General features: G+C 39.4%; 11 protein-coding genes. 2 read left to right on the top strand and 9 right to left on the bottom strand.

What is annotated here, in order from left to right; translation table 11 throughout:
* Positions 1-144: 144 nt before the first annotated feature.
* A complete protein-coding gene (locus tag ACH8JV_RS09630) occupies positions 145-1,086 on the bottom strand; it encodes a LysR family transcriptional regulator (RefSeq protein WP_004793070.1) in 942 nt (313 codons plus the stop codon).
* A 204-nt stretch (positions 1,087-1,290) separates the two neighbouring features.
* Between ACH8JV_RS09630 and ACH8JV_RS09625 the strand changes: the two genes are divergently transcribed.
* Entirely contained in the window at positions 1,291-4,773 is a 3,483-nt protein-coding gene (locus ACH8JV_RS09625; RefSeq protein ID WP_396520947.1) for an indolepyruvate ferredoxin oxidoreductase family protein, read from the top strand.
* 61 nt (positions 4,774-4,834) lie between these two features.
* On the opposite strand, the gene ACH8JV_RS09620 is transcribed toward ACH8JV_RS09625, so the two are convergent.
* Positions 4,835-5,638 carry a thioesterase family protein gene (locus ACH8JV_RS09620; RefSeq protein WP_202724020.1) on the bottom strand — a complete coding sequence of 268 codons (804 nt, stop codon included), beginning with the start codon at positions 5,636-5,638 and terminating at the stop codon, positions 4,835-4,837.
* 545 nt (positions 5,639-6,183) lie between these two features.
* Between ACH8JV_RS09620 and ACH8JV_RS09615 the strand changes: the two genes are divergently transcribed.
* Positions 6,184-6,810, top strand: coding sequence for a LysE family translocator (locus ACH8JV_RS09615; protein WP_396520945.1), 627 nt, complete (start codon positions 6,184-6,186; stop codon positions 6,808-6,810).
* A 224-nt stretch (positions 6,811-7,034) separates the two neighbouring features.
* Here ACH8JV_RS09615 and phnX read toward each other — a convergent pair whose 3' ends face one another.
* The 7 genes from phnX to ACH8JV_RS09580 form a co-directional block, all read right to left on the bottom strand.
* A complete protein-coding gene (gene phnX / locus ACH8JV_RS09610) occupies positions 7,035-7,850 on the bottom strand; it encodes a phosphonoacetaldehyde hydrolase (RefSeq protein WP_396520943.1) in 816 nt (271 codons plus the stop codon).
* Positions 7,851-7,877: 27 nt separating this feature from the next.
* Positions 7,878-9,065, bottom strand: coding sequence for a 2-aminoethylphosphonate--pyruvate transaminase (gene phnW, locus ACH8JV_RS09605; RefSeq protein ID WP_396520941.1), 1,188 nt, complete (start codon positions 9,063-9,065; stop codon positions 7,878-7,880).
* 26 nt (positions 9,066-9,091) lie between these two features.
* The gene (locus ACH8JV_RS09600) at positions 9,092-10,246 is read right to left on the bottom strand and encodes a TIGR03364 family FAD-dependent oxidoreductase (RefSeq protein WP_396520939.1); all 1,155 of its coding nucleotides are present in this window, start codon (positions 10,244-10,246) and stop codon (positions 9,092-9,094) included.
* 105 nt (positions 10,247-10,351) lie between these two features.
* Complete coding sequence (locus tag ACH8JV_RS09595) at positions 10,352-12,061, bottom strand: putative 2-aminoethylphosphonate ABC transporter permease subunit (protein WP_396520937.1); 1,710 nt, start codon at positions 12,059-12,061, stop codon at positions 10,352-10,354.
* Positions 12,055-13,257: an ABC transporter ATP-binding protein gene (locus ACH8JV_RS09590; RefSeq protein WP_396520935.1), complete on the bottom strand. Its 1,203-nt coding sequence runs from the start codon at positions 13,255-13,257 to the stop codon at positions 12,055-12,057. The genes ACH8JV_RS09595 and ACH8JV_RS09590 overlap by 7 nt, the downstream gene beginning before the upstream one ends.
* Before the next feature lie 22 nt (positions 13,258-13,279).
* Positions 13,280-14,317: a putative 2-aminoethylphosphonate ABC transporter substrate-binding protein gene (locus ACH8JV_RS09585; RefSeq protein WP_396520933.1), complete on the bottom strand. Its 1,038-nt coding sequence runs from the start codon at positions 14,315-14,317 to the stop codon at positions 13,280-13,282.
* A gap of 91 nt (positions 14,318-14,408) precedes the next feature.
* Positions 14,409-15,131: a UTRA domain-containing protein gene (locus tag ACH8JV_RS09580; RefSeq protein ID WP_000434318.1), complete on the bottom strand. Its 723-nt coding sequence runs from the start codon at positions 15,129-15,131 to the stop codon at positions 14,409-14,411.
* Positions 15,132-15,756: the final 625 nt, after the last annotated feature.

The following is a 15,756-nucleotide window of genomic DNA, read 5'->3' as shown; positions in this document are numbered from 1 at the left end:
ATCCCTCATGCAATTTTTTTAAAATCTATTATTTATCTCTGTATTAAATGCCTCTTTTAAAAGAAGCATTCTCTAACCTATTTTTGTTCTAAACCCGTATTATTCTTCATCCTTTTCTAGCTTAATCCTTAAAAATTTATCTCATTATTTATAAAAATAAGATGCATCCATTTCAATTCTTGGGGAAATATATTCTTCCACCCAATCTAACCATGCACGTGTTTTGGCATCGATAAAATGGCGTGAAGGCAACAAGGTATAAACCCCTATATCGGGCGAACGCCACTCTGGCAATATATGACATAATCTTCCATTTTGAACCGCATCTAAAGCCGAAAACATCGGCAATAACGCCACGCCCATATCTTGTTGCACCACATCTAACAATAATTCAGGGTTATCTGCAATGAGTTGCCCGCCAGTATCAATTTGGTAAGACTCACCCTTTGCATTTAATAAGTGCCAATCTGGTGTAATAGACGGGTTTACTAAGCGTAAACAGGCATGATTTTTTAAGTCTTCTGGGGACTCAGGCACACCATGTTTTTCGAGGTAAGCAGGTGAAGCACATAAAACAGAAAAAATAGTGCCAATTCTGCGCGCAACAAAACGAGAGTCTGTTAATGATTCAGTCAGATAAAGACTGACATCGACCCCTTTTGCCAATAGATCTGGAACGTACTGTGAGGTCGTATATTCCACGGTTAGTTCGGGGTAATGCTTACAAAACTCGGCCATTACTGGAAAAACATAATGATGCCCAAAGCTGCCCATGCTTAATACACGTAAACGTCCTTTCGGTTTAGAAGCCGTTCCTGTTACTTCTGACTCCGCTTCATCCACCATTGAAATAACTTGGCGACACCGCTCCGCATAAGTCGCACCAATATCGGTCAGTGCCTGCTGGCGGGTTGAGCGTTGTATTAATTTTGTACCTAAGCGTGTTTCTAGCTCGCTGATAAGACGTGAAACCTGTGCTGTGGTCAGATCCATCTGCTCAGCTGCTGCTGTGAAACTCCCGCTATCAATCACTTTCAGGAATGCATGCATTGCATGCAATAGTCCACCATCGAGATTTTTGCGCATAACGTAAATATGTTTTCCTAAATTACGGATTGTTGCACCAGTTTAGTTCAACCACAATGACTAAATGTACATACATTGGCACTAATTCTTTTTAAGAAGAGGAACCGATCTTTTTTTATTTCGTATGTCACTTGCTCCAAATATTCAACTGGATGTTGAAAAAAGAAAGTAGTCCGAGCTACTAAAAATTCTAAGGAGATATAAATGAATATAGCTACAAAAGTCACTCCAAATATTATTGCAACAAAGGATGTGTCACTTGAAGATAAATATGTAAGTGATAACGGTACAGCATATATGACTGGCATTCAGGCACTTGTTCGGTTGCCCCTTGCCCAAACTCGCCGTGACGCAATTAATGGTTATCATACTGCTGGTTTTATTTCTGGTTATCGCGGTTCTCCTGTTGGTAACTATGATAGTTTCCTTTGGCAAGTTCAAGGATTACTTAAATCCCATAATGTTGTATTTCAACCTGGTGTAAACGAAGACTTGGCTGCTACCGCAATTTGGGGTACGCAACAAGTTAACCTTTCAGGCCAAGGCAAATATGATGGAGTGTCTTCATGGTGGTATGGTAAAGGCCCGGGTGTTGACCGTTCAGGCGATGTACTCCGCCATGCTAACTTAGCTGGTACCTCTGAACGTGGTGGTGTCGTTGCTTTATTTGGTGATGACCACTCATGTAAATCTTCTACAATCCCTCACCAGTCTGAACATGTCATGATTGGTTGCGGTATTCCAATTTTCTACCCAACATCCGTTCAACAAATTTTAGACTTTGGTGTTCACGCCATTGCAGTTTCACGTTTTTCTGGCCTTTGGTCTTCAATGAAGCTAGTCAGTGAAATTGTGGAAACTTCCGCTTCAGTTCATGTCGACCTAGACCGTGTTACCCCGGTTATACCTGAAGATGTCAATTTCCCAGAGGGTGGCGTCAATATTCGTTGGCCAGATCATGGCATTCAGCAAGAAGAACGTCTTTATAAATATCGCTTACCTGCTGTTTTGGCTTATGCCCGTGCGAATAAAATCAACACCGTTACATGGCCTTGTGAAAATGCCCGTATTGGTATTGCTGCAAGTGGTAAAGGTTATTTAGATACGATTGAAGCCTTACGCATTTTAGGTATTGAAGATGAAACTGCCCAACAGCTTGGGTTACGTGTTTATCAGGTTGGGCTGATTTGGCCTCTAGAACCACAAGGTCTACGTGAATTTGCCGAAGGTTTAGAAGAGCTAATTGTTGTTGAAGAAAAACGACCAATTCTTGAGACACAAATTAAAGATGAGTTGTACTCACTTCCTGATGACAAACGTCCTCGTGTTATTGGTAAAGCGATTGATGGCAAAGGTGAATGGAGTACCTCTATTGAAGAAGCACCACTCATTGGTCACTATGAGTATCAGCCTGAACCGATTGCAAAAATGCTGGCTGCTCGCTTCTTAAAACTCGATATTCCAGAAAGCTTAAAAGTACAAATTCAAAGCAGAATCGACTTACTGCTAAAAGCAGAGCAAGAATCAAAACGTGTGATTGACCTTGCTGAACGTAAACCGTATTTCTGTAGTGGTTGCCCACATAACTCATCAACAGTCGTCCCTGAAGGTAGCCGTGCACTTGGTGGTATTGGTTGCCACTATATTGCCGTTTCACTTGACCGTGGTACCGAAACGTTCTCTCAAATGGGCGGTGAAGGTGTAAGTTGGGTGGGTGCATCACCATTTACCAATGAAAAACACATTTTTGCAAACCTTGGTGATGGAACCTATTTCCACTCTGGTTACTTAGCAATTCGTCAATCTATCGCTGCAAAAATTAATATTACCTACAAAATTCTCTACAACGATGCGGTCGCTATGACAGGTGGTCAGCATGTAGATGGGCATTTGAGCGTTGCACAGTTAACTCGCCAGCTCGCTGCCGAAGGTATTAAAAAACAAGTGATTGTCACTGATGAAGTTAAATTATTAAATGAAGAAGACGGTATTGCAGCGGGTGTAGAAATTCGCCACCGTAATGAGCTTGATGCAGTTCAACGTGAGCTACGTGAAGTTTCAGGTGTAACCGCTTTAATTTATGTACAAACCTGTGCCAGTGAAAAACGCCGTCGCCGTAAACGTGATGCCTACCCTGACCCAGCTGAGCGTTTATACATTAATAGTGATATTTGCGAAGGTTGTGGCGACTGTTCTAAAAAATCAAACTGTTTATCTATTGAACCTGTAGAGACTGCTTTAGGGACTAAACGTCAAATTAACCAAAGTAGCTGTAATAAAGACTTCACTTGTGCCGAAGGGTTCTGCCCTAGTTTCGTGACTGTTCATACACGTGATATGAAACGTCCAGCTAAATTTGAAGGTATTGGTGCAGGCTGGCCGACATCACCCGTTATTCCTCAGTTATATGATGTTCCAAGTCGTATTATGGTCGGTGGTATTGGCGGTACAGGTGTTGTGACTATTGGTGCACTGCTTGGTATGGCGGCTCACCTCGAAGGTAAAGCAACACGTGTTATGGACATGGCTGGACTTGCCCAAAAAGGCGGTACGGTTTATTCATACGTACAACTTGCAGCAACTGATGAGCAAATTTCTTCTACCAAAATTCCGGCAGGTCAATGTGAATTACTCATTGGTGCAGATGCGGTAGTCGCTGGTGGTAGTGCTGCTCTCTCTCGCTTAAAAGATGATGCTCTAGTCATTGTGAATGAAGACAGTACTCCTACTTCTGAGTTTATTAAATCTCGTGACTGGTATGCACCTATTAGCGATTTAATTGATCGCCTCCGTGGTCGTGTTCGTCAAGGTCAACTGGTTTCTTTGCCAGCAGCTCGTATTGCAACACAACTCTTAGGTGATTCAATTTATACCAACCAGTTATTACTCGGTATGGCATGGCAGTCTGGTCGCATTCCGCTATTACGTGAAAGCATTGAAAAAGCAATTCGCTTAAATGGTACTGCTGTTGAAAAGAACCTAGAAGCTTTCCGTGTGGGTTGTCATCTTGCAAGTGACCCGACTTTAGCTGCACGCTTAGTTGCGGCAATGCCAAAAACCAAAACTCCGCAAACTTTGACTGAACTTGTTGAAGACCGTTCTGCTCGTTTAACAGACTACTGGAATGAAGCTTATGCAGCTAAATACCGCACACTTGTAGAACTTGCAGCTAAAAAGTTACCAGAAGAATTAACGGGTACCATTGCAACTCAGCTTTATAGAGTTATGGCGTATAAAGATGAATATGAAGTTGCCCGTCTTTTAACAGGTAAGAGCTTCAAAGAATCGATTGAAACCCAGTTTGGTAAAGGCTTACGTTTAACATATCATCTTGCTCCACCAGCATTACTTGGTGGTCTGAAAAATGTCCGTAAACGTGCGTTTGGTTACTGGATGCGCTTCCCAATGATGATGCTTGCTCGCTTACAATGGCTTCGTGAAACTTTCCTTGACCCATTTGCACGTCAAGAAGAACGTCAACACGAACAAGCATGGCGTGATCGTTACATCGCATTTGTTGAAGCACTTGTTGAAGCACCAGACAATCATAACTTGGCAGTTGCTGAGCAAATTGCAAAATTACCAGCAGAAGTCCGCGGTTATGGACATATCAAAATGAAAGCAATGGACGCTGCAAAACAACGTTGGGATGAACTTACACCAACACTGCTAAAAGTCCGTAACTAAAAATTAAATCTCAAAATAAAAAAGTCATCCATAGGGATGACTTTTTTATTGGCTCAAAAATTTATTTAGTCATTTTACGTAACGTCAAAATCTGCTCACTTCGTCCAAATGGGCCATACACGTCATGTAAAACCGCACTGGTTAAACCAATACCATCTGAGCCATATTGCTGAACGGTTTCCAGACCTAACCATTTACCTTGCGGATAACGGTGCATGTGAACTTGCAAATCAAGATTTGGGAAGCCCCACGTAAATTCGCCTTCTTGTCTTGGCACAATCCCGTTTGCTGTATCTATCATGCCAATCAAATGGGCAAAATCTGTCGTCGGCTGCCCTTCAACCATTTCGTTATCGTTATTGAGCCAAACAATGCCTTTACCCGCGCGATGCTGATCATCAGTTTTAGTGACTAGTGTCTGGATAAAACCACCCGGCCATCTTTTCATACCTGTCCATTCGGTAAAAGTATCTGGATGATGAACTGGCTGATCTTCAAGCCCAGCAATATCGGAACTGTCTTGAGTACACATACGCCATGCTCTAGCCACAATACAAGTTTTACCTTGTGCTTGCATTTCAGCTTCAATCAGTTCAATGGTTTTACCGGCACGAATCACATGTGTCTTAATCGTAAATTCACCAAATGCAATCAATCCAAAAATATCAAAACTAATTCGACCAATTCGCATATCTTGTCGTGGTGAAAACTGCTCTAACTCTGCTGCGATTACGCCACTTGCAGGGGCCATATGCTGTTCATGAGGGTTCCAAGCTCCTTGCGCATGAACAGTTGAGCAATAATGAGCAATAACTTCGCCTTGAGGACCAATTGTTCTATTCAGTAATTGATAATAAGCATTCATGATTTTCTTTCCTTAGTCCTTATACAACTTCAATATTTGATGAAAATTCACGTTTTAATGCTTATGTTAACCCTCTATTTCATTGGCTCAACTGGTTTTTCCTACCAAAAACTGATGAGTCTAAAATTACAAATTTAATCACTAGGTAAAATTTCGCATTTCAATTCCCCCGTAGTTGTAGAAAAATACGATATAAATTTTTTTACTATAAATAGTACTCAACAAAACTTACTGAACAAATTCAAATTTGGGATCGTTTTTCTGTTATAGCTAATTTTTCAAAATATTAGATATTCCTTAATACACTTTTTGTTATTCTCAATTAAAAGATTTAATTTATTAACATTACTTAAAATAAAGTTAAGATAAATTTAAATTAATATTAACAATAAAATCCAATTTCACAACCATTAAAAACCGATATATTAATCAATCAATTTAAAAAACAAAATTATAAAAAACATAGAAATAAATTATATTTTGAAGCATTATAAGCCTTTTCCGACTTTGCATTCTAAAAAACAACTTGATGGAAATAACAAGTAATGAATTATAGTTTTTTATCTTTTGTTCTAACTGCGCTAGTAATTAATTTAGCACCCGGCCCTGCTATGTTTTATGTAATGAATCAATCATTAAAATATGGAATAAAAGCAGGACTAAAAGCAGCAGCAGGAGTTGAATTTGGCGTATTTTTCTATGTATTGTTATCAGCATTTGGATTAATGTTTGTATTTCAACAAATTCCTCTGTTATATAAAATTCTTCAATTCACTGGCGCTTTATATTTACTATATCTTGCTTATGTAGCGTGGCCCAAACGTAAATCAATAGAAAGCTCAAATATTCCTTCACAAAATTCTATAGAATCAGCTCGTTATTCATTTAGCAAAGGTATGTTAATTAACTTGTCTAATCCAAAGATTGGTCTCTTCTTTGTTAGTTTGTTACCACAATTTATATCTTCGGATTCTCATCCAGCTTGGCTATATTTCCTATTATATGGCTTAATATTTAACTTTGGTGGGATCTGTGTAAATATGACTGTAGGTGTAATGGCTCGCAAATTAAAATCCATTATACAAAAAGCATCATGGTTTGATTATGTTCCATCACTTCTATTCTTAACGATTGCAATTTTAACTATAGGACGAGATGCGTTGTCTAGCTAAAATATTAAAATCAACCTATTAAAATAGTGAGTACTAAAACTAATTCCTAAGATCTTATTAGATACTCCAGAAGATTCATTAATACCTAAAAATACATTATGAAGTTTATAAATAATTATAAAAGACTTCATAATGTACATATTCTTCTTTTAAATCTCACCAATAAAAGCATTTCCAGCTTTCAAAAACCCGCTTTATAGCAGTTTTTTTACGCAAATATTTGATTAAGGACGTTCACCTTGCCCCAAACGGCGTTCAATATCATCTAATACATTTGGCAAGTCAGCGACACTATCAATCACATAGTGAGCGCCCGATGCATTCATTTTTTGATATGCCTTATCTTTTAGAACAATCTGTTCATCGGCTGATAATGCACACCACTCATCAAAACTTAAGCCGACTTCATTGCCACTAATCGCAAGTCCGACTGTCCAGCATCCTGCATTTAAACCTTCATCAATACCCACCACGGTATCGTCTACTTTTACAACGGTTTTAATATCGGATACGTCAAGTTGAATTAAATTCTTCCACAACATTTCAGGATATGGACGGCCAAATTTCACATCGCTGGCAGTAACGATACAGTCTGGACGGTAGCCCTGATCGGCAGCATCTTTAACCAAACGACCGATCATCATAGATGCATAGCCCGTGTTACTGCCAATTTTTGCACCACGCTTTTTAATATTTTCAAACGTTTCCAATGCACCCGGAATTAAAGCAGAACATTTCGGAATAGAATTTAACTGATACGGAATAAAGTCTTTATATAAACGGTCAATATCTGCTTCAGTTGCAGGCTTCCCATAGACTTCCTGCCATGCAGCTGCCACACGTGGCATTTTTAAAACAGCAGCAATATGGTCACGTTTTTCCAAGCCCATTGGAGCACGCGCTTCTTCAACCGTAATTTCAACTTTGTTGTCTTTAAATAACGCCATAAAAGCTAAAATGGGTGCACGTGAGCCAAAATCTACAGTGGTGCCAGCCCAGTCAAAAACAACAGCCTGAATTTGTGTATTGTTGGTTGTCATGATGTATTCCTTTTAATTTAATAAAAATTATGCTGTTACAGCTTGATTTAGATGGCTTTTGCAGTAACTCGCAATTGCAGTAAGAAGTCCTTCAATGTCGTGAATATAAACTTCGCCAATATTGCCAATACGGAAGCAGTTGAGATCTGTGACTTTGCCCGGATAAATCACATAGCCCGATTTTTTTAGCGTTTCATAAAATGACTGGAAGCTAAATGTTTCAACTGTCGGGTAAAGGAATGTGGTGATAATTGGTGATTGCGGGCACTCTTCACCGAGTACTAGCTCAAAACCAAGCTGTTGCATACCTTTCGATAAGGTTTGCTGGTTTTGTAAATAACGTTGATAACGTGCAGCAACTCCACCTTCTACCTCAAGCTCAAGCAATGCTTGATAAAAAGCACGTACCACATGAGTCGGCGAGGTAAAACGCCATTTGCCGTTATGCTGCTCCATGATATTCCACTGATCATATAAATCGAGGCTGACTGAACGAGCTAAACCTTTACATGCATCTAAGCAATCACGCTTCGCCAAAATAAAACCAAAGCCCGGAACACCTTGAATACATTTATTCGCACTTGAAATCAGAAAATCAATTTCAAGCTCAGCCATATCCATGGGTACACCGCCAAATGAACTCATGGCATCTACAATCCAGATTTTTCCTGCTGCTTTCACCAAACGGCCAATGTCTTGAATCGGATTTAAAATACCTGTGGTGGTTTCACAGTGCACACAAGCAACATGGCTAATGGTTTTATCTTCTAAAGCGCGCTCAATCTCTTGTAAATCTGGTGTTTGGGTTTCTAAGTAGTTCAGTTCGACAACTTCAATATTTAGGCAACGCGCCATTTGCACCATACGTGCACCGTATGCGCCGTTATTGATAATCAAGATTTTGCCATCACGCGGAATAGCTGACCCAAGCACAGACTCCACAGCAAAACTTCCACTGCCTTGCATTAACACAGCCGTATATTTTTCAGGTTGGCTGGTTGCTAAGTTGACTAGACGAGAGCGAATATCTTGTACAAGCGAATTATATTCTTGGTCCCAAGTACACCAGTCTTTTTGCATGGCACGGCGTACTGTCGCTGATGTTGATAACGGACCTGGCGTTAGAAGCAAATATTTGTTCTCTAAGTCCATATCGAGTTGTGGTTGCATGTTCATAATGTTGCTCATCTTGTTCGCGTTAATTTCAATACACATCAATCTGGTTTAAATCAGATTACAAACTAATAAATATTTTGTATTAAAACTTCTTTCATAAATCCGGCCCCTGTGGTCATGCCTTTACCTGCAATCGCACTCACCAGAAAGATGTTTTTTTCAGCTTCAGTGACACAGGCCAACTCATGTTCATGGGTCAGGTAATAACCATTCCAGCGTTTTTGAATTGGAGGTAAAGTCAGCCCTAGTTTTTCGTGGCAGTACGTTTGAATAAACTCATTAATCTCTTCACGCTGCTCAAACTGAGGCGCTTCATTAATCGAATGATATTCGTGGCTATCGCCCACAATCAGTTCGCCAAATTCGTTTTGTTTAATCAGAATATGAATGCCGAACTCTTTGATCAGCCCCTGCTGCGATGCTTTAACCAGCTCAGCATGACTTGGGCAAATTTCAAAAGCTGGATAACGTGAAATGGATAAACCTGAATAAAGAGAAGCATTTAAGTTTTGGCGAAACCGTTGAGTCAGCGCCATTTGTAAGCCACAACGTTTCAGATTCAAGCTTTGTAATAGATCTGGATATAAAACATCGATGATTTCACCGTGACAGATCAAAACTTTATTTGCCTGATATACCTCGCCATTTGCTAAACGAACGTGACAGCTTCTATGTTGATATTGAGTTTGAACAACACAAGCATTGGTATAAATCTTTACGCCTTTACTTTCGGCATATGCCAACAGTCGCAGCCCAATCACATGTGGTTCGACCGAATAATCTTCTTCAAAAACCAAGCCGCCTTGAAACTGCTGCGAAGGATTTAAATAAGAAAATTGGGTGACCAGCTCATCATGACTTCGTAAATGCACAGGAATTTGGTAGTTATTTGCACGCTCGGCAAACTCATTTAAAACCTGCCATTCAAGTGCCGTATTGGCGAGATAAACACCTTGTCTTTGAACAAATGAAATATCGGTTTCAGCTTGAATACGTTGGTAAAAAGAACGTGTTTCAAGCGCGTACTTTTGCCACTGTTGCTCTGGATGGGTTAAAGTCGATGTTCCAACCATACCAAAATTACGACGAGTTGCCCCCACAGGCTTGGCATTTTTCTCGAATATACAAACTTTTAAGCCTTGTTCTTGCGCTTGTATGGCAGCGGACAAGCCTAAAATACCAGCACCGACAATAATTAAATCAAACTGTACGTTACTCATAAGACTTCCAATTTGCGAAATTCAGGATGAACAAACCCTTGCCTTGTTGAACAAAGCATTTCGTTTGTGTCGCTTAAATAAAAATTGTGTTTAGCTAAACGCTAGTTAATGAGAGCTTTCACGCCACTGCTGACTTCTTGCCATAATTTTTCGGGTAAATAACCAGTGAATGAGTTTTACAACACATGAGGTGGTTAAAATCAAAATGCTCATGGCAACAGCAGCAACGCTATCTCCTGCATCATCCATATTTAAAACAGCCACCGCAGCTAAACTGGTGTCTGGTGAATAGAGGAAAATAGCAGCCGATACAGTGGTCATGGCATTTACAAAAACATAGACCGATACATCGCATAGCGCTGGGAAACACATGGGCAAATAGACTTTCCAAAAGGTTTTCCACTTCGATGTACCTAGAGTTCCTGCTGCCTGATCGAGTTGTATCGGAATCTGTTTAATGGCATTGGTTAAAGTCAGATGCGGCACAGTGTAATAATGCATGATGGTTGAAATCACCAAAATGGTCATGGTTCCATACAGCACATTTAACGGGTTGCTTTGCTGGTTAAAAAACAAAATATAAGCAATACCCAAGACCAATCCCGGCACAGCGAGTGGCAATAAAACCAAAGCTTGTACATAGTTTTTAATAAGTGGATGTGCCTTAAAACGTTCGGTTAACAGTGCCACCATAAAAATCAGTGCTGTTCCAAAAACCGTACTAAAAAGTGCCATGCGAACCGAGTTAAAGTACGCTGCCCAACCGCCGCCATCGACATATTCAAAACTGTAATGTGCTAAGGTCAAAGACAACTCATAAGGCCAAGACTGAATAAATGAAGCCAACACTGCAGTAAAGATAATCAGTAAAATCGAACCTGAAACCAAACCACAAAATATGCTTAGAACAACTTCAAGTTTTTTATTCGATGCTGAAACATAAGGTTTAGCCTGAAAGGCCTGAAACCGCGCATGGCGTTTGCTTTGTATTCGATCAAAAATAAATACAAACACTGCTGGTAGCAATAAGAAGATGGAAATCACTGCACCCATGCTCATGTTTTGCTGACCAATAATCTGTTTATAGACATCAAGCGCCATCATGTTAAATGAACCGCCAATGACTTTCGGAATTCCGAAATCGGTCAGCACATAAATAAAAGCCACTAGACTTGCACTGATGAGTCCATACCGAATTGCAGGTAGTGTGACGTGATAATGCGTCTTCCAGATATTTTTACCCAGTGACAGAGATGCCTCAATTAAACGCTGATCGACACTGCGAAAAGACACCATCATCAACATCAAAATTGCTGGAAATAGCCAAAAGCAATAACTGATTAAAATACCGATTGGGCCATAAATTTGTATATCGCCCAGCAAAGCTTTAAACACACCTTGCTTACCAAATAAATAAACCAATGCCAAAGAAGGTAAAAGTGATGGCGCTAAAATGGGTAAAAAAGCCACCAGTTTAAAGAAGCCTTTACCTTTTATATTCACATTGGTGAGTGCAAAAGCATAAATACTGGCAAGCATTACTGTAATGACAGTGGCAGCACAAGCAACCCACACCGAGTTAAATACAGAGCTGAGTAAAGCTGGACTACCAAAATAATTATAAAAATTTTCAAGACCAACAAAATTTTGATTTTCATCAAAAAATGCAGTTTCAAACAGCATCATTAAAGGAGCAATAATCGCTAAAGTCAAAGCAATTGCAACGCTAGCCAAAGCAATATTTGATCTTAATGAATATTCAGTTTTTCGACGCGGCTGTGTTTTTAAAACCGCTGAAGCAGCTTCATTTAACATAGTGCGTACCCTTGTTCGTCAAAGACATGAATGAGCTGATTAGGCACTTTTATAAACATGAGTTCTTGCAAAGATTTGAACTTTGTATTTTCAATCTCAATTTGCAAAAGGTGTTTTGCCTGCTCAATTCCATCGATATGAATAGCGCAAAATAAACGGCGTTTTGCACCTAAAAATTCAGTGCTTAATACTTTAACTGGCAAATACAACGACTCTTTATCACTACCAAAATCATCAACCAACTCGACAGCTTCGGGTCTAAAACCAATGCTATAGCTTTGCCCTGCTTTAAGTTTTTGCTGCTCTAAATTTAGGGGAATAAAACCTAAAACTTCGAGCTGATTGGCGACTGAACAAGTGGCTGTCAAAAAGTTCATGGTGCCAATAAACTTTGCAACGAATTGGGTTTGTGGCTTGTAGTAAATATTGTGCGGTGTATCAATTTGCTCAATGACCCCATGATTCATGACAACAACACGGTCAGAAATGCTTAATGCTTCTTCTTGGTCGTGCGTGACCATAATGGTTGGTAAATTAAGCTGTGATTGAATCGAACGAATCTTTTGTCTTAGATTTAGACGCACCTGAGCATCGAGTGCAGACAATGGTTCATCCAACAGTAAAATATCAGGCTTCGGTGCAATTGCCCGAGCAAGCGCAACACGTTGCTGTTGCCCGCCCGACAATTGATTTGGATATTTTTTAGCAATATCGGGTAATTCAATCAGTTCTAATAACTGTTGAACTCGTTGACTACGCTGTGCTTTATCCCACTTTTTTTTGTCTAAGCCGAAAGCAATATTTTCTTCGACGTTTAAGTTTGGAAATAACGCATAGTTCTGAAACACAATGCCACAGTGACGTTTTTCAGCACTCAACAAGGTAATGTCCGTGCCCTTTTTTATGACTTTTCCATAATCAGGCTTTTCTAGACCCGCAATAATGCGTAGCAATGTGGTTTTACCGCATCCAGAAGGTCCCAAAAAGCTCACGAACTCGCCAGCTTTCAGGTCTAAATTAATATGCGTTAGAGCCTGAAAGTGTTGGAACTTTTTTTGAATATCTACCACTTCTAAAACCGAAGGGCCATGTTCAGGATATTTATAGGTCGTTAGTGTCGACAATAAATGCCCTGCTAACTCGCCCTTTTGGTTTTGACCCAACAGCGATGATTGCAATGAAGAAGGAATTTGCATAATGAGGCCCTTATCCAAAAGATCACTTTTCAAAACGCTTTGACCATTCAGCCAAAATACGTTCACGCTGCTCGGCCGCCCAATAGAAATCATTTTTTACCAACATTTGAGGAAGATTTTTCGGGAAGCTCATCGTTGTATTTTCAATGCCTTTATAGGCCACCATTGAAAAGTTGTGTGCATAGGCTTCATTTGCTGCTTTGCTTACCGACCAATTTATAAATTTCTGTGCGCTGCTTAATTTCTTGGTTCCTTTCACAATTGCTGAGGCTTCCATTTCCCAGCCTAAACCTTCAGTTGGATAAACCACTTCTAAAGGCGCACCCTCTGCTTTTAATTTAAATGCCGGATAGCCGAAAGAAACTCCAATTGGGATTTCGCCTTGTGCAGCCATCTTGCAAGGTTTTGAGCCAGAGTGAGGATATTGTGAAATGTTTTTATCTAAAGCCTGCATATAATCCCATGCCTGCTTTTCGCCCCAAATTTGCATCCAAGCCGTGACATCCAAATAGCCTGTGCCACTTGAGGCTGGGTTTGGCATGACAATCAGGTTTTTATAAATTGGGTTGGTTAGATCTTTCCAAGTTTTTGGAATCGGTAGCTTACGTTTTTCTAATTCGACTTTATTGACACAAATTGCAGATTCCCATGCGTCCATACCCGTCCAAGTTGATATAGATTTTTGACTTACAAATTCTGGTTTTAAATTTTGCACACCTTCAGGTTTGAAAGGCTCGAGCATGTCTTTTTTTTCCATGACCAGTAAGCTAGTTAAAGCCACACCAAAAACCACATCCGCTTGAGGATTTTTCTGCTCTGCCAAAAGTTTAGCGGTAATCACCCCTGTTGAATCACGTACCCATTTTACTTTTAGCTCTGGATAGGCTTTGTGTAATTCTTCTTGGTATTGCTTAAGCTGATCGGCTTCCACTGCCGTATAGACTGTAATTTCTTCTGATTGTTTTGATGTTGCTGATGAACATCCCATTTGAATAGCGACTACCACACCCAAAACTGATACAGTGCCAAGTTTAATTGTCTGTTGAATATACTGTTTCATCTGCAAACCATCGAATGCAATTATTTGATGATGGTATTTCAACAGCTTTATATGACAGTTTAATTAATCTGGTTTAAACCAGATTGTATTTTTATGCTCGCGCTTCGAAATGTAAATCTAAAACATCATGTAGCCAATATTCTTGGTCAACATCGGTAATCACACCTTCTTCATTTCTGTTGCTACGGCAAATATATAAACCAAGCGCGCCAACATTCACATGCAGTGCTTTGGCCTGCTGTTCTGATAAAGCCGTTGGATAGAGGTTAATATCAGCTCTGGTGATATGGCAGTTATATTGATTTGCCATCAGTAAAGTAATGGATTGCTTGAGATCATGAGTTAAAAACTCGGGAAAAAGCTCGGCATTCACACGTAAATGTTCAACCAAAACAGGTCGTCCATTAATACAACGACGTCGCCAAACTGAATAAATCGGATGCCCTTTTTCAACTTTTAAATGCTTGGCATCCCAAGAAGTAGCTTGCGTAAGTTCACTCGAAATCACTTCTGTAGAAGGTTCATAGCCTTGTTCAATCACAAATTGATTAAAGTTTTTTGTCGATTGCGGATGGTAAATAATACGAGGAGAGCGAACATACCAACCACGGCGATCTAAACGATAAATCAAACCATCGGTTTCCAAAGCCAGCAAAGCTTCACGCGCAGCCACGCGAGTAGTTTGGAATTGTTCAGAAAGCACTCTTTCCGAAGGGAGTTTTGCGTGGGCTTCTAATACACCCGATTCAATATCATGGGCAATCGCATCGCGAATAGGAATATATTTAGGTATGCGAGCTTGGTCCTGTTCCATACAAACTTAGAATTTATAAATAAAGAAATTAATAGCAATATACTGAAAAAATGTGACAAAAGCTTTTATTAATGCTGATCTTTTAAGCAAAACGCGTCCTATTCCCCCCTTTCTTCAATTCAGCTTTTCCATAAAAAATCGTGTGTGCACGCGTACTCTGACTTCGGAAAACTTTCCTTGGCTCATTTGTTTATCAAGGAAAACGGCATGTCGTAGCCATTACATCATATTTATTGAGACACTTATTTAAGATAAAAATTCATATTTTGTACTGACTCTTACACAGGAATTGAGCATTTGTACTAACACTCAATATCCGCCCTCCTATATTACTGCCTTGTAGAATTAGAATAGTATGGTCAATAAAACCCCAAAACTTCTTGAGTAATTTAAAAAATAAACCCACCATCTTATATTTAAAAACTCTCAATATAAAACCACCCATTTAATAAAAACTAAAATATTAAGAAAATTTCCTGAATTAAAAATAAACATAAAATTTTAATTTAATCAAAATTTCAAACAACAAATTTAATTAAAAAAACAAGATAAGACCAATTCGTCGATTTATTAAACAAAACCATAGCCACACCTCTAAGGTTAAACACCAATCAACTATTTATTC

Origin of the sequence: Acinetobacter sp. ABJ_C5_2 (assembly GCF_044538485.1) — a bacterium.
GTDB lineage: Bacteria > Pseudomonadota > Gammaproteobacteria > Pseudomonadales > Moraxellaceae > Acinetobacter > Acinetobacter nosocomialis_A.
The sequence above is the reverse complement of the archived record's forward strand: the minus strand, read 5'-3'. Positions and strand labels throughout refer to the sequence as shown.